The organism is Streptomyces sp. NPDC057900, assembly GCF_042887885.1.
Lineage (GTDB): Bacteria > Actinomycetota > Actinomycetes > Streptomycetales > Streptomycetaceae > Streptomyces.
Genome location: NZ_JBHVOI010000001.1, coordinates 636,892 through 657,730 on the forward strand (window position 1 = coordinate 636,892; position 20,839 = coordinate 657,730).

15 protein-coding genes are annotated in these 20,839 nt (G+C 71.3%); 9 read left to right on the forward strand and 6 right to left on the reverse strand.

What is annotated here, in order from left to right:
- Positions 1-29 precede the first annotated feature (29 nt).
- The gene (locus ACFVQ0_RS02590; RefSeq protein ID WP_390083812.1) at positions 30-1,205 is read right to left on the reverse strand and encodes a PP2C family protein-serine/threonine phosphatase; all 1,176 of its coding nucleotides are present in this window, start codon (positions 1,203-1,205) and stop codon (positions 30-32) included.
- An 80-nt stretch (positions 1,206-1,285) separates the two neighbouring features.
- Here ACFVQ0_RS02590 and ACFVQ0_RS02595 point away from each other — a divergent pair, with 80 nt between their 5' ends.
- Positions 1,286-1,783 carry a MarR family transcriptional regulator gene (locus tag ACFVQ0_RS02595; RefSeq protein WP_390083814.1) on the forward strand — a complete coding sequence of 166 codons (498 nt, stop codon included), beginning with the start codon at positions 1,286-1,288 and terminating at the stop codon, positions 1,781-1,783.
- A 378-nt stretch (positions 1,784-2,161) separates the two neighbouring features.
- Positions 2,162-2,494, forward strand: a complete 333-nt coding sequence (locus tag ACFVQ0_RS02600; RefSeq protein WP_390083816.1) for an STAS domain-containing protein — start codon at positions 2,162-2,164, stop codon at positions 2,492-2,494.
- Between the two features lie 72 nt (positions 2,495-2,566).
- On the opposite strand, the gene ACFVQ0_RS02605 is transcribed toward ACFVQ0_RS02600, so the two are convergent.
- From ACFVQ0_RS02605 to ACFVQ0_RS02615, 3 genes are all read right to left on the reverse strand, one after another.
- Complete coding sequence (locus ACFVQ0_RS02605; RefSeq protein ID WP_390083818.1) at positions 2,567-4,936, reverse strand: GH92 family glycosyl hydrolase; 2,370 nt, start codon at positions 4,934-4,936, stop codon at positions 2,567-2,569.
- A 129-nt stretch (positions 4,937-5,065) separates the two neighbouring features.
- Positions 5,066-7,747 (reverse strand): PA14 domain-containing protein, encoded by a 2,682-nt coding sequence (locus tag ACFVQ0_RS02610; RefSeq protein ID WP_390083820.1) that lies wholly within the window; start codon positions 7,745-7,747, stop codon positions 5,066-5,068.
- A gap of 185 nt (positions 7,748-7,932) precedes the next feature.
- Positions 7,933-8,634, reverse strand: coding sequence for a (2Fe-2S)-binding protein (locus ACFVQ0_RS02615; protein ID WP_390083822.1), 702 nt, complete (start codon positions 8,632-8,634; stop codon positions 7,933-7,935).
- Between the two features lie 223 nt (positions 8,635-8,857).
- On the opposite strand from ACFVQ0_RS02615, the gene ACFVQ0_RS02620 reads away from it, so the two are divergent.
- On the forward strand, positions 8,858-10,198 hold the full coding sequence (locus tag ACFVQ0_RS02620) for a DMT family transporter (RefSeq protein WP_390083824.1): 1,341 nt from the start codon (positions 8,858-8,860) through the stop codon (positions 10,196-10,198).
- Here the strand turns inward: ACFVQ0_RS02620 and ACFVQ0_RS02625 are convergent.
- Entirely contained in the window at positions 10,168-11,526 is a 1,359-nt protein-coding gene (locus ACFVQ0_RS02625; protein WP_390083826.1) for a transglycosylase family protein, read from the reverse strand. The genes ACFVQ0_RS02620 and ACFVQ0_RS02625 overlap by 31 nt on opposite strands.
- Positions 11,527-11,733: 207 nt before the next feature.
- On the opposite strand from ACFVQ0_RS02625, the gene ACFVQ0_RS02630 reads away from it, so the two are divergent.
- The 3 genes from ACFVQ0_RS02630 (at position 11,734) to ACFVQ0_RS02640 (ending at position 16,058) form a co-directional block, all read left to right on the forward strand.
- Positions 11,734-14,253 (forward strand): glycoside hydrolase family 3 C-terminal domain-containing protein, encoded by a 2,520-nt coding sequence (locus tag ACFVQ0_RS02630; protein WP_390083828.1) that lies wholly within the window; start codon positions 11,734-11,736, stop codon positions 14,251-14,253.
- Positions 14,254-14,261: 8 nt separating this feature from the next.
- The gene (locus ACFVQ0_RS02635; protein WP_390083830.1) at positions 14,262-15,371 is read left to right on the forward strand and encodes a LacI family DNA-binding transcriptional regulator; all 1,110 of its coding nucleotides are present in this window, start codon (positions 14,262-14,264) and stop codon (positions 15,369-15,371) included.
- 123 nt (positions 15,372-15,494) lie between these two features.
- Positions 15,495-16,058, forward strand: a complete 564-nt coding sequence (locus ACFVQ0_RS02640; protein ID WP_390083832.1) for a hypothetical protein — start codon at positions 15,495-15,497, stop codon at positions 16,056-16,058.
- Between the two features lie 39 nt (positions 16,059-16,097).
- On the opposite strand, the gene ACFVQ0_RS02645 is transcribed toward ACFVQ0_RS02640, so the two are convergent.
- Positions 16,098-17,456 (reverse strand): ROK family protein, encoded by a 1,359-nt coding sequence (locus tag ACFVQ0_RS02645; protein ID WP_390083834.1) that lies wholly within the window; start codon positions 17,454-17,456, stop codon positions 16,098-16,100.
- Positions 17,457-17,601: 145 nt separating this feature from the next.
- Between ACFVQ0_RS02645 and ACFVQ0_RS02650 the strand changes: the two genes are divergently transcribed.
- The 3 genes from ACFVQ0_RS02650 (at position 17,602) to ACFVQ0_RS02660 (ending at position 20,836) form a co-directional block, all read left to right on the forward strand.
- Positions 17,602-18,915: an ABC transporter substrate-binding protein gene (locus ACFVQ0_RS02650; protein ID WP_390083836.1), complete on the forward strand. Its 1,314-nt coding sequence runs from the start codon at positions 17,602-17,604 to the stop codon at positions 18,913-18,915.
- Positions 18,916-18,924: 9 nt separating this feature from the next.
- Positions 18,925-19,935 (forward strand): carbohydrate ABC transporter permease, encoded by a 1,011-nt coding sequence (locus ACFVQ0_RS02655; RefSeq protein ID WP_390083838.1) that lies wholly within the window; start codon positions 18,925-18,927, stop codon positions 19,933-19,935.
- A gap of 61 nt (positions 19,936-19,996) precedes the next feature.
- Positions 19,997-20,836, forward strand: coding sequence for a carbohydrate ABC transporter permease (locus ACFVQ0_RS02660; protein ID WP_073734574.1), 840 nt, complete (start codon positions 19,997-19,999; stop codon positions 20,834-20,836).
- The last annotated feature ends 3 nt before the right edge of the window (positions 20,837-20,839 follow it).

Consider the following 20,839-nt stretch of genomic DNA (forward strand, 5'->3'; position numbering starts at 1 on the left):
GGCTCCGGCGGCCCGCGCGACCACGGCGGTCAGCCGTCGCTCGCGTGCCTGCCGAACCAGTCGACGCAGACGACCAGCGCGTCGTCGAGCGGATCCGATTCGCGGTAGTCCGCGAGTTCACGCAGCACGGCGCCGGGCACCGAGGCGGCGGGCAGCAGCCTCGTCGCCAGAATCGCCCTGGCCAGGCCGCGCTCGGCGTAGACCTCGCCGAGCGGCGAGACGGTGTCGTACACCCCGTCGCTGACGAGCAGCAGCCGGTCGCCCGGGACCAGCTGGAGGTACTGGACGTCGTACCGCGACTCCTCGAACATGCCGAGCGGCAGCTGCGCGTCCAGTTCGATGCGGGCGACCTTCCTGCCGCGCAGCCGCCACAGCTGCGGAGAGCCCGCGTCCACCGCGCCGACCGTCCCGGTGGCGAGGTCGAAGCGGAGCAACAGGGTCGAGACATGGACGGCGCCGCGGTGCTGGTCGTAGAGCGCCTGGTCGGCGAGTGCGGCCTGGTCCTCGATGCCGATGCCGGCCCTTCTGGCGTTGCGCAGGGCGTTCACGGCGAGGTTGGTGAGCAGGGAGGCCTGGATGCCCTCGCCCATGCCGTTGGTCACGGAGACGGTCAGCTGGTCGCCGTCCGCGGCCCAGTCGAAGTTGTCGCCGTGGATGGCGTAGGCCGGCTCCAGCTGGGCGCCGATGGCGTACTCGGCCGCGGTGAAGGCGCGGGCGGGGAGCAGCTGCCACTGCATCTCGGCGGCCAGGGTGAGCCGGGCGATGCGGCGGGCGCCCTGGTACAGGTCGGTGTCGCGTTCGGCGACGATGATCTCGTGGCCCAGCAGGTCGGCCACCTGGGCCAGCTCGTCCATGGTCCGCGGGGTGGAGCCTCCTGCCGGGAGGCGGACGGTGAGGATGCCTAGGCGCTCGCCCCGTACGGTGACGGGGAAGTGGTGGTCGACGGCGCCGCCGCGGCCCGCCGGCTCCTCGTGCGGGAGCTGGCTGCCGAACGCCCGGCCCTGCGGGCTGTTGTGCATCGACAGGGCGTGTTCACGCCCCGGCGCGGAGCCGACCGGCTTGAGGACCGTCATTCCGTAGTCCGCCAGCAGCAGTTCCACGGACCGGGCGTCGTACGCCGCGGCGAGCGCGGCGCGCACCGCCTCGACCAGGGCGTGCGGTGCGGCCGCGCGTACGGCTCTCTCGATTTCGGTACGGACGTTCACGGTCTTGCGCTCATTCCTCTTCGGGGCGCGGGGGCGGGGGCGGGCTGACAGGAGGGTGTGCAGGATGACAGAGTGGATGGATGCGCCACCGCACCGACCCTCCTCACCGCCTTGAGCGGGTGTCCGAGGATGTGTGTGCCGCATCGGAACTGCTGGAGGTGCTGTGGGGCCGCGGCCAGGACGCCGCGCCGCCGGGCACGGTGTCGACCTCGCAGTTGCGGGCCCTGCTCGTCATCGAGAAGCAGGAGGGCAGCAACCTCCGCTCGCTCGGTGAGGCGCTCGGCTCGCGGGCTCCGTCGGTGAGCCGGCTCTGCGACCGGATGGAGGCCATGGGCCTCGTCCAGCGGGACCCGAGCCAGACGAGCCGCCGTGAGGTCGAGCTGCGGCTGACCGGACGGGGCCGCGCCCTGCTGGAGGAGTACCGGGCGATCCGTACGCGTGAGCTCTCCGCCGTGCTGGAGCGGATGCAGCCTTCCGACGTGGCGGCGCTCGCCGGGGGGCTGGCCGCCTTCCGGTCGGCCGCGGCGCAGCGGCTCACGGCCGACCGGCTCCGTGACGACATCGCGGACAGCGCTTAGGGCGTGTCCGCGAAGTCGCGTCGTCCGCCCGGAGGGCGGGCCCGGCGGCGTCCGGAGAGTGCGTGCCAGGTGTCGCCGGTCAGGCGAGACTTCGCGGACACGTGCTGGCCCAGGCTGACGCGTCACTTGCTTCATCCAGCCTCTGCTTCAGCGTTTCCGAGGTACGCCCCGAGGGGATGCGTCCATTGATCGTTCAAGTACAGATTGTTGCCCCATGGAGAATGTTGTCAAATGGCAACTATTACTTCTATCGTTGGCCTCCACCCGCCGCGAGCAGGACGGACATGCACCGGACCGTCCGCGTCAACCGGTGTTCTCCCCCGCCGTCCAGTGCTTCATGAGGTGACCGTGCTCCCATCCCCCAGTGCCGGCAGAGCCATGAGAATCGTCCCACGCGAGGACCGGGGTGCGCTGGTACTCGCCGTGACCGGTGACCTCGACATCGACAACGTCGCCCCGCTCGGCGCCGCCCTGGAGAGCGCGGCCACGAGCGGCGAAGGCCTCGTCGTCGTCGACCTCTCGGACGTGAGCTTCGCGGACTCGACGACGGTGAACGTGCTGCTCCAGGGGCAGACCCTGCTGGGCCCCAGGCTGCGGCTCGCGGAGCCGTCCCCGTTCATGGAGCGGCTCATCGGAGTGCTGGGCCTCGACAGCGCGCTGCCGGTCTTCCCGACCGTCACCGAGGCGATCGACCCCCCGCTCCCGCACTGAGCCCCGAACGCCGGGCGCCCTTCCCCCGTGGTGCGGGGGAAGGGCGCCCGGCGTTGCCGCGGACCGGCCGGGTCAGCCGAGCGCGGGCGGAGCGTCCTCGGGCGAGGTGCCCCAGGCCGACGGCGCGTCGCCCACCGTGAAGGAGAGCGAGCGGGCCGAGCGGATGTCGTCCGTGGTCAGGTAGGTGCGCGACTGCTTCGCACCGTCGAGCCTGGCGGACTGGATGTAGCGGTCGGTGTCCGAGGCGCCGGGGGCGCTCACCGTGAGCGATCCGCGCGGGTAGTACCGGCGGTCGAGCTTGATGTCGACGCGCTCGAACGCGGGCGTGGACAGTCCCCAGGTGTCGGTGCCGGGCTGGACCGGGAAGACCCCGATCGAGGACAGCACCATCCAGGCGGACATGGTGCCCAGGTCGTCATTGCCCGTCATCCCGGTCGGGCCGTTGGTGAAGAGCGTCAGGGCAGCGTGGACCACGTCGGTCGTCTTCCACGGCTGGCCGGTGGAGAGATAGGTGTACGGGGCGATGAGGTCGGGCTCGTTCTGCGGGTTGTACTTGTCGGCGTTGTAGTACGCGTACGGGCCGTTGACCCAGACCTCGCGGGCGGTCTTCGCCGGGTCGGCCAGCAGCTTGTCGTACGCGAAGAAGGAGTCGAGCCGCTGGTTGGCGGCGTCCTTGCCGCCGATCAGGTCGACCATGCCGGGGATGTCCTGCGGCACCATCCACTGGTACTGCCAGGACGTGCCCTCGTGGAAGCCCTCGCTCTCGGCCGGGTCGGCCGGGCCGGTGAAGGCACCCGAGGCGTCGCGGGCGCGGAAGAAGCCGGTCGAGGGGTCGAAGATCTTCCGGTAGTTCTGGGCGCGGGCCTCGTAGCGGGCGGCGTCGGCCTTGTGGCCGAGGTCACGGGCCATCTCGGCGAGCATTCCGTCGGACAGGGCGTACTCCAGGGTGGCGGAGGCGCCGTGGTCGTAGTCGGAGTCGCCGGGCTTGGCGTGCTCACGGTCCTTGATGTACGGGGCGAAGCCGTCCTTCAGGTACTCGGCGTTGGCCTCCCGGCCGACCGGGGCGGATTCCGTGGGCGGCACACCGTCCGCGTTCTTCTTCAGGGCGCGGTACGCCTCCTCCTCGTACCCCTTCAGCAGCCCCTGCTGGTAGGCGTTGGTGAGGAAGGGGGTGACCGGGTCGCCGGTCATGATGTTCGTCTCGACCGTGCCGTAGCCCCACTTGGGCAGCCAGCCGCTCTCCGCGTCGATCCGCAGCACGGATATCGCCATGTCGCGCGATTCGCGCGGGGCGAGCAGCGAGAGGAGCTGGGCCTGGGTGCGGTAGGTGTCCCAGAGCGACCAGTTCTGGTAGTACGTGAACGTTCCCTTGCCGGAGACAGCGCGGTGCTTCTTCTGGTCCCAGCCGGTGTAGCGGCCGTCCACGTCACTGCCGATGTTGGGCGCGAGGAAGGACCGGTAGAGGGAGGAGTAGAAGGTGCGGCGCAGTTCGTCGCTGCCTCCTTGCGCCTTCACGCCTTCGAGGCGGTCCTCCCAGTCCCGCTGCGCGGCGCGCTCGACGCGGTCGAAGCCGCGGCCGCCCTCGGCGCGGAGGTTGAGCGCGGCGCCCTTGGCGTCGACGTAGCTCAGCGCGGTGGTGGCCTCGACCGTGCGGTCCTTGCTGGTGTCGAAGCGCAGCCAGGCGCCGTTGCGGGCGTCGGTGGCGGAGGACGTCTTCGAGCCCTCGGTGACGGTGTCGCCGTTCCAGGTGCCGGAGGTGGTGAACGGCCGGTCGAAGTGGGTGACGGTGTAGACCGTGTACGGCTTGGTGTCCTGGCAGAAGCCGCTGCCGGTGATCGCGGTGCGCACGGTGCGGCTGTCCAGGATCTCGACCTTGGACGCGAGCGTCTTGTGCAGCGACTGCCCGGCGTTGAGCAGGACGTTGGCCTTGTCGGTGGCCGGGAAGGTGTAGCGCTGGACCCCGGTGCGCTTCGAGGCGGTCAGCTCGGCGTCGATGCCGGTCTTGAGCCCGACCCTGTAGTAGCCGGGGCTCGCCTTCTCGTCGTCGTGGCTGAACTCGGCCGCGTACTTCGCGTAGTCGGTCTCGGTGACGTCGCCGGTGGTGGGCAGGGTCGGCAGGTCGCCGCCGAGTCCGCAGCCGACGCCGGAGAGGTGGACGGCGGAGAAGCCGCGGATGTGGTTCTCGCCGTAGTCGTAACCGGTGTTGTGGCCGGTGTCCGGGGAGAGCTGCACCATGCCGAAGGGCACGGAGGCGCCGGGGTAGGTGTTGCCCTCGTTCTGGGTGCCGATGAACGGGTTGACCAGGTCGGTCAGCCGGCCCTCGTTGCGCGGCGCGGCCTCGGCCGTGGCCGTGGCCCCCGTGGTGAGGACACCGCCCAGGAGGGCTGCGGCCGCGAGTGCGGCCGCCGGGCCGCGCAGTCGCGGCCGTGGGGTCCGGTGCATGGGAATACTCCTTCGGACAACGTTGTCAGAGCGCGATCATTCTTGGTTCCCCGTCAGCCGCCGTCAAGGGGGCGGACGGGCCCGCTCCGGTCCGCCCCGCGAGGGACGGACCGGAGCGGGCCGTAGCGGTCAGCCAGCGGGGCATCCCGCCACGTCGGGCTTCGACGCGTCGCGGATCAGCGCCTGCTGGGCGTCGTGCACCCGCTTCACATCGGGCTTGACGACCCTGCGGTCGTAGGTGAGCAGACCGTTCAACTCACCCTCCACATCGGAGATCTGCGTGTACACGGCGCCATTGCTGCCCTTGCAGGCCAGCGCGCGCACCTCGTCGAGCTTGGCGAGGTAGTCGTCCGTGTAGGTCGCCGGGTCGACGGCGATGTAAGACTGCTGCACGGCCCAGGCGTGGCCCGGCACCGCCAGTCCCAGTCCGCCGTACTCGCCGCTGATCAGGGCACGTCGACCGTCCGGCTTCGGCAGCGCCGGGCTCGGGTAGCCGTGCTCGTCGATGATGTCCCCGGTGCCGCCGTCGACGCCCAGGTTGATCCCGGACATGCTGTTGACCAGGCGCGTCGGGTCCCAGGACTTGGCCTGGTCGGCGATGCGGGCCTCGTCGTACTGGCCCCAGCCCTCGTTGAAGGTGACCCACATGACGACGGACGGGTGGCTGGAGTGTTCGTCGATCATCTCCTTCATCTCGTGCTCGTACTCGGTGCGGGCGGCGGCCGACGGGTTCACGGTGTTCATCGCCGGCATGTCCTGCCAGACCATCAGGCCCAGCTTGTCCGCCCAGTAGAACCAGCGGTCGGGCTCGACCTTGATGTGCTTGCGCACCGAGTTGAAGCCCATCGCCTTGTGCATCTTCAGGTCGTAAGCGAGTGCCTCGTCGGTGGGCGCGGTGTGCAGCCCGTCCGGCCAGAACCCCTGGTCGAGGGTGGCCATCAGGAAGACCGGCTTGCCGTTGAGAACGGTGCGCGGGGTGCCGTTCACCTTCTCGACGGCGATGGACCGCATCCCGAAGTAGCTGCCGACCCGGTCGGAGCCGACGGTGACCTTGAGCTGGTAGAGGTGCGGATCGTCGGCGGACCACAGGTGCGGGTCCGGGATCCGCACCTTCAGCGCCGATCCGGTCCGCCCGGTGGCGGTGCCGACCTTGCGCTTGCCGTCGTACGCGGTCGCTGTGACGGGGACACCGTCACGTGCGCCGCGCACCTCGACGGCGACGCTCTTGCCGGGGACGTCCGGGGTGATCTTCAGCGAGTCCGCGTGGTCTGCGGCGACCGGCTCCATCCAGACGGTCTGCCAGATGCCCGACGACGGCGTGTACCAGATGCCGCTGGGGTCCAGGCGCTGCTTGCCCATCGGCGGGTTCTCGCCGTCCTTGGCGTCCGTCGGGTCGTAGACGCCGACGATCAGCTCCTGGGTACGGCCGGGCTTCAGCGCGTCGGTGACATCAGCGCTGAACTTGTCGTAGCCACCCTTGTGTTCGGTGACCTTGTGCCCGTTGACGTACACCTCGGCCTGCCAGTCGACGGCGCCGAAGTTCAGCTGGAGCCGCTTGCCCGAGCCGACCTTCCAGTTCTTCGGGACGGTGAAGGTACGGCGGTACCACATCCGGTCCTCGTGCCGTTCGATCCCGGAGAGCTGGGATTCGACCGGGTACGGGACGAGGATCTTCTCGCCGAGCTTCCTGCCGACCGGGGGCCGCTCCCCCGCCTTCGCCGCGGCGAACTCCCAGGAGCCGTTGAGGTTCTGCCAGTTGTCACGGGTGAGCTGGGGGCGCGGGTACTCGGGGAGCGCGTTCTTCGGCCCCACCTCTTCGGCCCACTTCGTGCTCAGCTCGTGCGTGGAGTGGTTCGGACCGCTGGACCAGAAGGCACCGACCCGCTTGCCGTCCTCACCGGCCAGTGCGCCGTCGCCGTCGTAGCGGATGTCGGCCAGGCCGGTGGCGTTCCCGGCCTTGTTGCCGACGACCGGCTCCTTGAGGGCCACGGTCAGGCTGCGCGGGTCCTTAGGGTCGGCCTTGACCGCGCCGAGCGGCCACTCTGCGCCGCCGATCACGGCGTCGAGGTGGTTCACCAGACCGGCCGGAACCTTCCCGAGCTTCTGCGCGAAGTCCAGCTTGAGGGTGCGGCCGTCCGCGAGCACGGTCGCGGCGATCGCCCCGTCATACGCGAAGTCGTCGGGCAGCCGGAAGGCGGACTGCGGGACAGGCACCTTCGTGCCGCCGGGCTCGGTCCACTTGAGGTGGAGGTTCGAGCCGCCCTCGTGCTCGAAGTACTCGACCTTGAAGTCGTAGGCCTTGCCCGCGGTCAACTCGACCGGCTCGGAGGTCTGTTCCTTCTCCCAGTCGTCGACCCAGTGGTCGATGACCGGCTTCCCGTCGATCCAGAGACGGAAGCCGTTGTCCCCGATCATGGAGAAGACGTGGGCGCCGGACTTCTCCGGCACGATCTTCCCGGTCCACCGGATGCTGGCGTCGTCGGCCTGACCGGTGGCGGAGGACAGCCGCGACTCCAGGCTCTGGAAGTCGATGCCCGGGTCGAATCCGGTGGCCTTCAGCTCACCGAAGTCGAAGGCTCCCGGGGCGGACTGGGTGTAGTACTCCCCCTTGAGCCCATGCACGTCGGCAGAGCTCCCGGGGTCCTGGTCCGCCGCGGAAGCGGCGGGTACGGCGGACAGTCCGGCGGCGCCGACGACGGCGGCGAGCAGCAGGACAAGCCTTTTTCTGATGCGCACGGATCCTCCTTGTGAGGAAGGGTGGCGGCTCGTTGCAACAGGATGTACAACGTTGGAAGGAATGGCAGTTGGCATGACAGCACGACCGATACGGCCCTGTCCAGGTGCATGACATTCGACTCTTCGGAGGGAGCAACACCGGGAAAAACAGCGGCACATCGGCGCGGCAAGGGGCAGCAGGCGCCCCGCCACGCCGCCCCTCGGCACGCCCGCGACCAGGCCTTTCCGACCCTGATCCGCCAGGGATTACGGGACAGCCCTCAGGTGCGCGACGCCGCGCCGGGCGCGCTGTCGAAGACGCAGTCACCGCACAGCCCGCCGCCCGGAACGCGGTAGTAGAGGCAGCAGGTGTTCCGGCGGAATCCGTGGCCGTGCGGGGCGCCGGTGTCGCGCAGTTCGTGGTGGTCGAAGAGTTCGGCCGCCAGGGTTCTGGTGCGGGCGGCGACATCCGGCCTGCCGTGCGTACGCGCCCAGCCGGTCAGCTGGCGTACGGTTCCGGCCAGTGCGGATCCGGCGTTGCCCCGCAGGAGCCGGGACGAGACCGCCGTGTCACGGCGGACCGCCTCGGCTAGCGGTTCGAGATGGCCGTACAGGACGACCTCCCTGATCCGGGCCGCGGTGCCCGGCAGCGGTTCGGCGGAGTCCGTCCACAGGTCCTCCGGCGCCGCCCGGCGCGGGTCCCAGTGGAGGTTCTCGGGCCGCAGGTCGGGGAACCGGCCCGAGAGCGCCGCGGGGCCGAGCGCGCAGGACCAGAGCCGCGCGGCCAGGCCCAGCTGCGCGACGGAGGCGGCCACCCGGCGCTCCGCCGTGCCGAGCCGCTCGGCGACGGTGTCGATCCGTGAGGTCAGCGGCGCCGTGTCGCCCTCGTACAGGCGGGCCAGCGCGCCGTGTCCGTCGTCCGGCGACGGGGGCGCCCCCAGCGCGAAGAACACGCTCACCGAGTCAGCTCGCGGCTCGTCCATCGTGCTGTCGCCCTCCGCTCCCCGGCCACCTGTCGTGACGCCCCGGACACCAGGAGTGCCACGGCTCGCGGTCCACCGTATCCGTACGGGATGATCGTTCTGACGCCGGTCGCAGGGGGGACTACCGTCGGGAGGAGGACACCGTAACCACTGCCGTACTACCAAAGCAGTACGCCGGATCGCCGTCTCAGGGACGACGACGCGGCGGCTTTGAAGGGCCATCGTGGTGTACATGAGTTCCCTCGCGCTGTCCGTGCTGCTGTCACTGGTCTCCGCGGTCGCTTACGCGGCCGGCGCGATCGTCCAGGAGCGCGTCGCCATGGCCTCCGACGGCCGCTCGCTCGCTCCGCTGCGCAACCGGGTCTGGTGGGCCGCAGTCGCCCTGAACGGCGTGGGAGCGCTTCTGCACGTGGTGGCGCTGGCCTACGGACCGCTCAGCCTCGTGCAGCCGCTGGGCGCCCTGACCATCGTCTTCGCCCTGCCGATGGCCGCCCTCTTCGTCCACCGCAGGGCCGGGGCGACGGCCTGGCGCGGCGCGGTCATGGCGACCGTCGGGCTGGCGGGTCTGCTCGCCCTCACCGGAAGCTCCGACACGCACACCCTGGGCGGCCCTCAGCAGCTGATGCTCGGCACGGTGACGTTCGGCGCGGTGGCGGCGCTCGTCCTGCTCTCGAAGGCGATGCGCCGGCCGGTGATGCGAAGTGTCGTGCTGGCCGGGGCCGCCGGTGTGGCGTTCGGTATCGCCTCCGTGTTCACCAAGACCGTGGCGATGGAGTGGACCTCGGGCTCCGTGGGGTCCGGGCTGCCGGCCCTGCTGGTGATCGCCGCGCTTGCCGCCACCGGGCTGCTGCTGTCGCAGGCCGCGTACCGGGGCGCGGGTCTGACCGCCCCGCTCGCCACGGTCACCGTGGTGAACCCGGTCGTCGCGGCGGTCGTCGGCCTCACGCTGTTCGGTGAGTCGTTCCGGCACGGCACCGCGGGCGCCATGCTCGCCCTCGCCTGCGGGATCGTCGCGGCCGGCGGGCTGATCCTGCTCACCACGGAACGGATGGGCGCGGAGCGCCGACGGGCCCAGGAAGCGGCGGACGGCGGATCACGGCGGGCCGGGAAGAGCGCGGACGAGGCTCCGGGCACCCCGGGCTCACCCACCGGGCCCGGAGCGGGTGCCTCGCCCGGAGCCGGTTCCTCGCCCGTGTCCGGTGCGGAGGCCGGGGATTTCAGCGGGCCCGCCGGCTCCCCGGATCCGGGGGGCGCGGTACGGCGGCCGGCCGGGGCGCCGCAGGGCCCGGTGGCGTTCCCCGGTCCCGCGGGGCCGGATCCCTCGGTTCCGGCAGCGCTTCCCAGCCGGCTGTCGCTGCCTGTCCGGACCCCGACGGAGCTCCGCTCGGTGCAGGTCGAGTTCGGTCCGGGCCCCCGGCCGCCGCACACCGGCGGCGCCGGGCGCGGCGGATCGCCCGCCGGGTCCACCACCTCGCCCACCGCTGCCGGCGCCACAGCCGTGACGGCCGATGACGCCGGTCGGGGCGGGGCCGTTCAGACCTTGACGCCGCCCGCCCTGAGGTAGGCCAGCGGGTCGATGTCGGAGCCGTACTCGGGGCCGGTGCGGACCTCGAAGTGCAGGTGCGGACCCGTCACGTTGCCGGTGGCGCCGGAACGGGCGATGCGCTGGCCCTCGCCGACCCGCTGTCCGGCGCGCACGTGGAGCGCCGACAGGTGCGCGTACTGGCTGTACTTGCCGTCGCTGTGCCGGATGACGATCTGGTAGCCGTACGCCCCTCCCCAGCCGGCCGTGACGACCGTGCCGGACGACATCGCCTTGACCGAGGTGCCGGTGGGCACCGGGAAGTCGACGCCCGTGTGGTAGCCGCTCGACCAGGCACCGGACTGCCGGTACTGGGTTCCGGTACGGGCCTCGACCGGGGCCGTGATCCCCGCGTGCTTCGCGGTGTGCCCGCTCTTGTGGGCCTGGGTCTTATGGGCCTCGGTCTTGTGAGCCTGCGTCTTGTGGGTCTCGGTCTTGTGGGTCTCGGTCTTCTTCGGTGCGGGCCGGGCCTGCTGCTTGGGCTGGGCCACCGGCTTGGGGTGCGACGGCCTGGCCGTCTGCTTGGGGTGCGCCTGCTTCTGAGCGGGCTGCGCCGTCCGCTTCGCCGCCGGCTTCCGCTCGGCCTTCGGGGCGCTCTTCGTGGCCGCCCTCGGGGTCCCGGCCAGGTCGAGGCTCAGCCGCTGGCCGGGGAAGATCAGGTCCGGGTCGTCACCGACGACCTTGCGGTTCGCCGAGTAGAGCCGCTGCCAGGCGCCGAGGTCCCGGTCTGCCGCGATCCCGGAGAGCGAGTCGCCGCTCGCCACGGTGTACGAGTCGCGCTTGCCCGGCACCGATGTCGGCGTGCCGGCCGCCGGGGCCTGTTTCGGCCGGGCCTTCGCGGGTGCCGACGCCTTGGTTTCGGTGGCCGCCCGTTTCGGCGCCGCGACCTTGGTCGTCCGCTCGGTCTGCGGGCTGATGTCGGGGGAGTCACCGCCCCGTGCCAGTCCCGCCCGCGCGGAACAGACCGGCCAGGCGCCCGGCCCCTGGCCCTTCAGGACCTTCTCCGCGATGGCGATCTGCTGGTCCCTGCTGGCCAGGTCGGCGCGTGGCGCGTACTCCGCGCCGCCGTACGCCGCCCAGGTCGACCGGGTGAACTGGAGCCCGCCGAAATAGCCGTTGCCGTTATTGATGTGCCAGTTGCCGGTGGACTCGCACGCGGCCACCTTCTCCCAGACATCGCCAGAGGCCGCACCCGCGGAGGCGGCCGTGATCAGCGGGAGTGCTAGTCCCGCACCGCCCGCTGTGACCAGCACCGAGGCGCGGTTGATGCGGCTCGGCTGGTATCTGCGGTGCCGTCCGTTCGCGGCCATGACTTGGCTCCCCCACTGACAGTAGGACACGTCGCAAGCGGTCAACTTATGTGCTGACAACGGGTGATGACAAGAGCGCGACCGGTAACCCGCTTCAACCCCCGCGCAACCGTTCCCCATTGACACGGTCGACATCGGCCAGCGACGCTGACCCAGGCACGACGGGAGAGCGCTCTCCGGATACGGGGGGCGCTTGGGTGAAGGGACATGGCCGTCATGACGGACGAAGAGATCGATCCGCTGCTGGAGAAGCTCGACGCCACGCAGAAGGTGCGTCTGCTGACCGGCGGGAGCACCTGGCGCACCCACCCCGAACCGGCTGTCGGACTGCGCGCCCTCACCCTCTCCGACGGACCCGCGGGGGTGCGCGGCGAGACGTGGGACGAGCGCGAGACCTCGCTCGTACTCCCCTCCCCGACCGCGCTGGCGGCCTCCTGGGACGAGCGGCTGCTCACGGATCTCGGCGCGCTGCTCGCCGCGGAGGCCCGCCGCAAGGGGGTGGACGTGGTCCTCGCCCCGACCCTGAACCTGCACCGCTCCCCGCTGGGCGGGCGGCACTTCGAGTGCTTCTCCGAGGACCCGCTGCTCACCGGGCGGTCCGGGGCCGCGCTCATCAGGGGCATCCAGTCCGGCGGGGTCGCCGCCACCGCCAAGCACTTCGTCGCCAACGACGCCGAGACGGACCGGCTGACCGTCGACGTGCGGATGGACGAACAGACCCTGCACGAGGTCTACCTCGCCCCCTTCGAGGCCGCGGTGGAGGCCGGGGTCTGGGCCGTGATGTCGGCGTACAACAAGGTCGACGGCGTGACCATGTCCGCGTCTCCGCTGCTGGAGAGCCCGCTCAAGAGCGACTGGGGGTTCGACGGGACCGTCGTCTCCGACTGGGGAGGGGTGCGGACCCTCCTGGACACCGCCCGCTCCGCACAGGACCTGGTGATGCCCGGACCCGACGGCCCCTGGGCGAGCGGCCTGCTCTCCGCCCTGGAGAAGGGGCTGGTCCCCGCGGAGGTGATCGACGACAAGGTGCGGCGGCTGCTGCGGCTGGCGCGACGCGTGGGGGCGCTCGGCTCCCCCGGGCCGGCGCGGCGGCCCGCGGTGGCTCCCGCCGCCCGGCGTGCCCTGCTGCGCCGCGCCGTCGCCGCCGGTTCGGTGCTGCTCCGCAACGACGGGCGGCTGCTCCCGCTCGATCCGGCGGCCCTGCGCTCGGTCGCGGTGATCGGCCCGCACGCCGCCGCCGTACGGATCCAGGGCGGCGGCAGCGCGGAGGTTTTCCCCGACTCCGTGGTGACTCCGCTGGCGGGGATACAGGAGGCGCTGGGCGGGGACGCCGAGGTGATCTACCGGCCGGGGCTGCCGCCGTCGCCGCTGCCGCGCCCCCTCGGCCGGGACTGGTCGCGCGACCCCCGGTCCGGGGAACCGGGCGTACTCGTGCGGCTGCTGGACGCGAACGGGGCCGAACTCCACGCGGAGCACCGGCTGTCCGGCCGGATCGTGGAGCCCTCCGTCGTGGTCGAGGGCGCCGCGGCCGTGGAGATCCGGGCGCTGGTCCGGCCGCCCGTGGGCGGGGTGTGGACCTGGGCGGTGGGCGGCTGGGGCGACATCTCGCTGTCCGTCGGCGGCCGGGAGGTGCTGGCCGGGACCTTCCCGCTGGACAGTGACGATCCGACCCGGGTCCATGTCGCGCCGCCCGAGCACGGCGCGCGGACCGAACTCGCGGCGGGCGAGGAGGTGGAGGTGGTGGCGCTGCGCTCGCTCGCGCCGCGTTCCGGAGTCGCGACGATCCTCGCCGCCGCCCCGCCCGCCGGGGACGCGCCCGCCGCGCTCGCCGAGGCGGTGGCCGCCGCACGGGCGGCGGAGGTCGCGGTGGTGGTCGTGGGGACCACGGAGCAGAGCGAGTCCGAGGGGCACGACCGCGAGAGCCTCGGACTGCCGCAGGGGCAGGACGCGCTCGTCCGGGCCGTGGTGCGGGCCAATCCGCGCACGGTGGTCGTGGTCAACTCGGGCGGCCCGGTCGCCCTGCCCTGGCACAGCCGGGTGCCCGCGCTGCTGCTCGCCTGGTTCCCGGGGCAGGAGGCCGGGAGCGGGCTGGCGGACGTGCTGTTCGGCCGGGAAGAGCCGGGCGGCCGGCTGCCGACCACCTGGGGCGCCGCGCAGGACGACGTACCGGTGCTCGACACCCTGCCCGCCCCCGACGGGCGGCTGCGCTACGAGGAGGGCCAGCACATCGGCTACCGCGCCTGGCTGCGCTCCCGCTCCGCGCCCGCCTACTGGTTCGGCCACGGGCTGGGCTACACGGACTGGGAGTACGAGGAGCTGACCGCCCCGGCCGGGGTACGGGCCGGGGAGCCGTTCGACGTGCGGGTACGGGTGCGCAACTCGGGCCGCCGGTCCGGCCGCGAGGTGGTCCAGGTCTATCTCGCCAGGAGCGGGTCCTCGGTGGAGCGGCCGGTGCGTCGGCTGATCGGCTACGCGGCGGTCCGGGCGAGGCCCGGGGAGAGCGCGGTCGCGGTGGTGCGGGTGTCCGGGCGGGCCCTGGCGCACTGGTCGGCGGAGCGGCACGGCTGGGAGACGGAGCCCGGTGGGTTCACGCTGCTGGCCGGCCGCTCGGCGGGCGAACTGCCGCTCAGTGCGACGCTTACGGCGACCGGGGCGGCGCCCTCGCCGGGCACCGGTGTTCCGGAGGCGCCGCACCGCGATGGAGAGCGCTCTCCGTCGGTGCTATAAATGCGCTCATGACGGATGATCTGCGCTCGGCCGGTACACCTACCCTGGAGGACGTGGCGAGGGCGGCCGGAGTCTCCCGCGCCACCGTCTCCCGGGTGATCAACGGAGTCCGCAATGTCGATCCGGTGATCCAGGAGGCCGTGCGCCGGGCGGTCGCCAGCACCGGATACGCCCCCAACCGCGCGGCGCGCTCGCTGGTGACCCGGCGCACCGACGCCATCGCGCTGGTGGTCTCGGGCGCCGGGGTGGAGACCGAGCCGGCGGACGCGGCGCGCCCGTCCGGCTCCGGGCCCGCGGAGACCGGCGAGCCCGACAGCGGTTCCGCCTTCACCGCGCAGGTGTTCGCGGACCCGTTCTTCGGCCGGGTGGTGACCGGGGTGGTCAACTACCTGCGGCCGCGCGGCATGCACCCGGTGCTGATGTTCGCCGAGACGTCACGGGCCCGGGAGGACGTGGTCTCGTTCCTCCGCCAGGGCAGCGCGGACGGCGCCCTGGTCGTCTCGACACACGCGGAGGACCCGCTGCCGGGCCTGCTGACGGACGCGGGGCTGCCCTCGGTGCTTTACGCGCGGCCGGCCCGCCCGGTCCGGATCAGCTATGTCGACCTCGCCCACCAGGACGGGGCACGGCTGGCGGCCGAGCATCTGCTGTCGCGGGGCTGCCGCCGCATCGCGACCATCACCGGCCCGCTCGACGTACCCGCCGGGCAGGAACGGCTGGCGGGGTTCCGGGACACGATGACGGGGCTCGGGCACCCGTACATCCCGATCGCGGAGGGACAGTTCACCCAGGAGAGCGGCGAGGCCGCGATGGAGCGGCTGCTGGTCGAACACCCCGACGTGGACGGGGTGTTCGCGGCCAACGACCTGATGGCGGTGGGCGCCTGCCACGTGCTGCGGGAACACGGGAAGCGGGTGCCGGAGGACGTGGCGGTGATCGGGTTCGACGACAGCAGCGCGGCGTCCGCCTGCCGCCCGCCGCTGACCACGATCCGGCAGCCAGTAGAGGCGATGGCCGCCGAGATGGCCCGGCTGCTCATCGAACGGCTGGCGAAACCGGACGGTGCGACCACCTCCGTGATCTTCGAACCGGCCCTGGTGGTGCGGGACTCGGCGTAGGAGCTGTCCGGCGCGTGGACACTTCCTGGGGGTCGCGGCGCCGTTCGGGGTTGCGCGATCATGGCCGCCGCGGAAAGTATCGGGCGGTCGCCGCGCCGTCGCGCCACCTGATCGGAGTTCCCTGTGAGTCTGGCCGACCGGATACTCCCTCTCGCGGGTGTCGCCCTCGGGGCGCTCATGTCGTACGTGATGACGGGCCTGAACGAGCGGACCAGGTGGCGCAGGCAGCAGGCCGTGCGGTGGGACGAACGCCGGCTGACGGCCTACGCCGAGTACGCCCACGCCGTCAAGGAGCTGGCGGCCGGCTACCGGACCCTGGCCGTCGCCCGCGGCCTGACCCCTGGCCCGACGTCTCCGGAGCCGGCATCCGGCGTGCTCGTGGAGCTCGGCGCGCTGGAGTCCCGTCGCTCCGCGCTCTCCGAGACGCTCGCGCTGCTCGGTGACACCGAGGCGAACACCGCCTCCAAGACGCTGGACCACTGCGTGTGGCGGCTGGAGTGCCTGGCCCGTGGGATCCCCACGGAGGCCGAACAGGACTGGGACCAGGCGTATCTGGAGTTCCGCCAGGCCCGGGACCGCTACGTCGCGCACGCTCGGGCCGATCTCGGCGTCCCGGGGGCCGTGGCCCGGGACGTGGTCTGGCCGGCCGCGTGGCGTCCCACGGGCCGGTCGTCGTCCTCGCCGTGAACAGTCCACGTCCCTCTCCCCCGCGCCGTCCGCGCCCCCTCAGCCCGGCGCGTCCGAAGCGGTCTGCGGGTGCTCGCGCTTGCGCACCTCGTCCGCGGCGGTCCGGAATCCCGGTGCCGGGGCGGTGGGCCGGGGCTCGGGGGCCGGGCGGCTGCCGCCCCTGGCGAGGAAGTCGGCCAGCGGGAGCGTCGCGGCGCCGACCGTGACCGCGTCGGGACCCAGGCGGCCCATCTCGATCGTGGTGCGGGCCGCCGCGTGCCGGAGCGCGTACTCCTGGGCGTAGCGGCGGATGTCGGGCAGCAGGTGCGGCCCGATCAGCAGGCCCGCCCAGCCGCCGAGCAGGATGCGTTCGGGCAGGAAGAGGTTGATCAGGTCTCCCAGCGCCGCGCCCAGGCATTCGGCCGTCTCGTCCAGGAGCGACACCGCCAGCGGGTCGGGCTCGCCGCCGGGGCCGGGGTAGGCCGCGGCCAGCAGCGCGGCGAGCGCGGTCTCGTCGTCGGCGTCGGCGGCGAGCGGGCCGCCCGCCTCGCGCCAGCGTTCGCGCATCGCCTCCGCGCCCGCGTACGCCTCCAGGCAGCCGATGGAGCCGCACCGGCAGCGGCGTCCACGTAGCTGAACGGTGGTGTGGCCCCATTCGAGGGCCATGCTGCTGCGGTCCTCGTCGAGCAGATCGCCGTGGTTCACGCAGGCGCCGACACCGGAGCCGATGAGCGCGATGGCCGAGGCTCCCGCGCCCCGGCCGCCGCCGAACCACATCTCGGCCTGGCCCAGCGTCTTGGCGCCGTTGTCGATGAAGAACGGCACCTCCGGCGGGACCCGTACGGCTTCGCGGAGCAGCTGTTCGAAGGGGACGGCGCTCCAGTCGATCGTCTGGCCGTGGACGACGGAGCCCACATCACCGACGGCACCGTCCGGGGCGGCCCGCTCGATGATTCCCGGGACGCCGATCCCGATGCCGAGCAGCCGGCGCGGATCGGCCCCGGCGTCGCGCAGCACATCGGCGACCCCGCTGCGGACGTGGCCGACGATCCGGCTGACGTCGTAACCGTGCTGGGCCAGCAGCCTTTCGGTGCGGGCGAGTTCGGTGAGGGCGAGATCGAAGAGCTCCACCCTGATCCGGGTCTCCCCGATGTCGATGCCGATCAGGAGACCGCCCGCGGGTGCGACGCGCAGCAGTGTGCGGGGGCGGCCGCCGTCGGAATCGACGACTCCGGCCTCCTCCAGGAGGCCTTCGGCGTCAAGTTCCGTAACAACGTTGCTGATGGAACCCGAGCTCAGCCCGGTGGCGGGACCGAGCTCCTGGCGGCTCAGCGGGCCGTCGAAATACAACCGTTGCAATACCCTTGCCCGGTTGCCCCGTCGCAGGTCACGCACGGTCCGTCTGTTGCGCTCAGCCATGTGGCTCCTTCCCTTCCCGCAACATACCGTGACCGCGGGACTTGACGCGACCTTCTCTCAGCTCTTAAATCACGTCATAAATTAAGTCCTGAAGACCGTTCGGTTCTCGAACACGGCCTTCCTCCCCGGAAAGGGGCCATCCAGCATGCGCAACGTCAGAGCCGCAGCAGCAGTCACCCTCGCGATCTCCATCGCCGCCGGCGTCACCGGCTGCGGAGGCGGTTCGTCCGCCTCGGGCGGCAGCAACGATTCGCCGAAGACCCTCACCTACTGGGCGTCCAACCAGGGCCCCAGCATCGAGGCCGACAAGAAGATCCTCACCCCCGAGCTGAAGAAGTTCGAGAAGCAGACCGGCATCAAGGTCAAGCTGGAGGTCGTGCCCTGGGCCGATCTGCTCAACCGGATCCTCGCCGCCACCACGTCCGGCCAGGGCCCGGACGTGCTGAACATCGGCAACACCTGGTCGGCATCGCTGCAGGCGACGGGTGCGCTGCTCCCCTGGAACAAGGAGAACTTCGACGCGATCGGCGGCCGGGACCGCTTCGTCGAGTCGGCGGTCGCCTCGGCCGGCGCGGAGGGCAAGGACCCCTCCGCGGTGCCGCTGTACTCCCTCGCGTACGCCCTCTACTACAACAAGAAGAGCTTCGCGGACGCGGGCATCAGCAAGCCGCCGGCCACCTGGGACGAGCTGGTCGCGGACGGCAAGAAGCTCTCCAAGGACGGCAAGTGGGGGCTGGGCGCCGAGGGCTCCAACCTCTCCAACAACATCCACCAGACCTTCGTCCTGGGCCAGCAGCACGGCGCGGACTTCTTCGACAAGTCCGGCAAGGCCACCTTCACCTCGGACGGCGCCGTCGCCGCCGTGAAGCAGTACATCGACTTCATGGCCAAGGACAAGATCGTCGCTCCGGGCAACGCGGAGTACGCCCAGAACCAGTCCCTGACGGACTTCGCCAAGGGCAAGACCGCGATGGTGCTGTGGCAGGCCGCCGCGTCCACCTTCGCCTCCCAGGGCATGAAGCCCGAGGACTGGGGCGCGGCCCCGGTCCCGGTCGCCGCGGGCACTCCGGGCACCGGCAAGGCCACCAACTCCATGGTCGCCGGCATCAACATGGCGGTGTTCAAGAACACCAAGAACATCGACGGCGCCAAGAAGTTCGTGAAGTTCATGACCAGCGACGCCGAACAGAAGCTGCTCAACAAGACCTACGGATCGATTCCGCCGGTCAAGGCCGCCCAGGCCGACGAGGCGTTCTCCGCCCCCGACCTCGCGGTCCTGCGCGACACGCTGGCCAAGAGCGCGGCCCCGCTGCCGCAGGTGCCGAACGAGTCGCAGTTCGAGACGGCCGTGGGTACGGCGGTCAAGGAGCTGTGGGCCGATGCCGCAGCCGGACGCCCCGTGACCACCGAATCCGTCAAGGCGCGCCTCGAAAAGGCCCAGCAGACGATGCAGCAGTAAGGCTCTCTCATGACCGCCACCGTGACCACCGACAGCCGGACGGAAAAGTCGGACAGGGTGACGAGCCGGGGCAACGGGGGTGCGCGCAGGAGACTGCCGCGCATCCCCGACCGGATCCGCCAGGGCGGACTGCCCTATCTCCTGCTCCTGCCGGCCGTCCTGCTCGAACTCCTCGTCCACGTGATTCCGATGATCATCGGAATCGTGATGAGCTTCCGCCAGCTCACGCAGTTCTACATCAACAACTGGGGCGGAGCGCCCTGGAGCGGCTTCGACAACTACAAGATCGCCGTGGACGTCAACGCCCCGATCGGCGAGGCGCTGCTCCACTCGTTCTTCGTCACCTGTGTCTTCACGTTCTTCGCCGTCGGCCTGGCCTGGCTGTTCGGGGTCGCGGCGGCGATCATGCTGCAGGAGAACTTCCGCGGCCGGGGCTTCCTCCGGGCGATCTTCCTGGTGCCGTACGCCCTGCCGGTCTACGCGGCCGTCATCACCTGGGCGTTCATGTTCCAGCGGGACAACGGCCTGGTCAACCACGTGCTGCACGACCAGCTCGGGCTGACCGACCAGCCGTCCTTCTGGCTGATCGGTGACAACAGCATCTACGCCCTGATCATCGTCTCGGTCTGGAAGGGCTGGCCGTTCGCCTTCCTCATCGTGATGGCCGGGCTCCAGAACATCCCGCGCGAGCTGTACGAGGCCTCCGCGATCGACGGCGCCGGCATCTGGCAGCAGATCCGCAAGATCACCCTGCCCGCGCTGCGCCCGGTCAACCAGGTCCTCGTGCTCGTCCTGTTCCTGTGGACGTTCAACGACTTCAACACCCCGTACGTGCTGTTCGGGAAGGCGGCGCCGGAGAACGCGGACCTGATCTCGATCCACATCTACCAGTCGTCGTTCGTCACCTGGAACTTCGGCACCGGATCCGCCATGTCCGTCCTGCTGCTGCTCTTCCTGCTGCTCGTGACGGCCGGCTACCTGCTCATCACCTCACGCGGAAGGAAGGGCGCCGATGCCTAGCCATGCCCAGTCGGCCGTGGGGCCCGGGGTATCGAAGTCCCGGGCCCGGAGGCGGTCCCCGATGGCCGCCCCGCAGTCCTTCCTCTGGACCCGCCGCGTCATCCTGACCTTCCTGGCCGCCTTCGCGCTGCTGCCCGTCTACGTGATGATCAGCAGTTCGCTCAAGCCGCTCCAGGACGTCTCCGGGAAGTTCCACTGGATACCGTCCGGGCTGACGGTGCAGCCGTACTTCGACATCTGGGACACCGTCCCGCTGGCCCGGTACTTCGTCAACTCGCTGGTCGTGGCGGGCTCTGCGACGGTCCTCTCGGTGATCATCGCGGTGTTCTCCGCGTACGCCGTGAGCCGCTACAAGTTCCGCGGCAAGCGCGTCTTCACCGTCACGGTGCTCTCCACCCAGATGTTCCCCGGCATCCTCTTCCTGCTCCCGCTGTTCCTCATCTTCGTCAACATCGGGAACAGCACCGGCATCGCGCTGTACGGCTCGCGCGGCGGGCTGATCCTCACGTATCTGACGTTCTCGCTGCCGTTCTCCATCTGGATGCTCATCGGCTACTTCGACTCGATCCCGAAGGATCTGGACGAGGCAGCTCTGGTGGACGGCTGCGGACCGCTCGGCGCCCTGTTCCGGGTCGTCGTGCCGGCCGCCGTGCCGGGCATCGTCGCCGTCGCCGTGTACGCCTTCATGACGGCCTGGGGCGAGGTGCTCTTCGCGTCCGTCATGACCAACGACACCACCCGCACCCTGGCCGTCGGCCTCCAGGGCTACGCCACCCAGAACGACGTGTACTGGAACCAGGTCATGGCCGCCTCGCTCGTCGTCAGTGTCCCGATCGTCGCCGGGTTCCTGCTGCTCCAGCGGTACCTCGTCGCGGGCCTCACCGCGGGAGCCGTCAAGTGACCA

Excerpts from the sequence above, each read along its gene's own strand:
- ACFVQ0_RS02630 (WP_390083828.1), top strand. The coding sequence starts at position 11,734 with ATGGCCGTCATGACGGACGAAGAGATCGATCCGCTGCTGGAGAAGCTC.
- ACFVQ0_RS02600 (WP_390083816.1), top strand. The coding sequence starts at position 2,162 with ATGAGAATCGTCCCACGCGAGGACCGGGGTGCGCTGGTACTCGCCGTG.
- ACFVQ0_RS02615 (WP_390083822.1), bottom strand. The coding sequence starts at position 8,634 with ATGGACGAGCCGCGAGCTGACTCGGTGAGCGTGTTCTTCGCGCTGGGG.
- ACFVQ0_RS02645 (WP_390083834.1), bottom strand. The coding sequence starts at position 17,456 with ATGGCTGAGCGCAACAGACGGACCGTGCGTGACCTGCGACGGGGCAAC.
- ACFVQ0_RS02605 (WP_390083818.1), bottom strand. The coding sequence starts at position 4,936 with ATGCACCGGACCCCACGGCCGCGACTGCGCGGCCCGGCGGCCGCACTC.
- ACFVQ0_RS02595 (WP_390083814.1), top strand. The coding sequence starts at position 1,286 with ATGCGCCACCGCACCGACCCTCCTCACCGCCTTGAGCGGGTGTCCGAG.
- ACFVQ0_RS02655 (WP_390083838.1), top strand. The coding sequence starts at position 18,925 with ATGACCGCCACCGTGACCACCGACAGCCGGACGGAAAAGTCGGACAGG.
- ACFVQ0_RS02660 (WP_073734574.1), top strand. The coding sequence starts at position 19,997 with ATGGCCGCCCCGCAGTCCTTCCTCTGGACCCGCCGCGTCATCCTGACC.
- ACFVQ0_RS02635 (WP_390083830.1), top strand. The coding sequence starts at position 14,262 with ATGACGGATGATCTGCGCTCGGCCGGTACACCTACCCTGGAGGACGTG.
- ACFVQ0_RS02610 (WP_390083820.1), bottom strand. The coding sequence starts at position 7,747 with ATGCCAACTGCCATTCCTTCCAACGTTGTACATCCTGTTGCAACGAGC.
- ACFVQ0_RS02650 (WP_390083836.1), top strand. The coding sequence starts at position 17,602 with ATGCGCAACGTCAGAGCCGCAGCAGCAGTCACCCTCGCGATCTCCATC.
- ACFVQ0_RS02625 (WP_390083826.1), bottom strand. The coding sequence starts at position 11,526 with ATGGCCGCGAACGGACGGCACCGCAGATACCAGCCGAGCCGCATCAAC.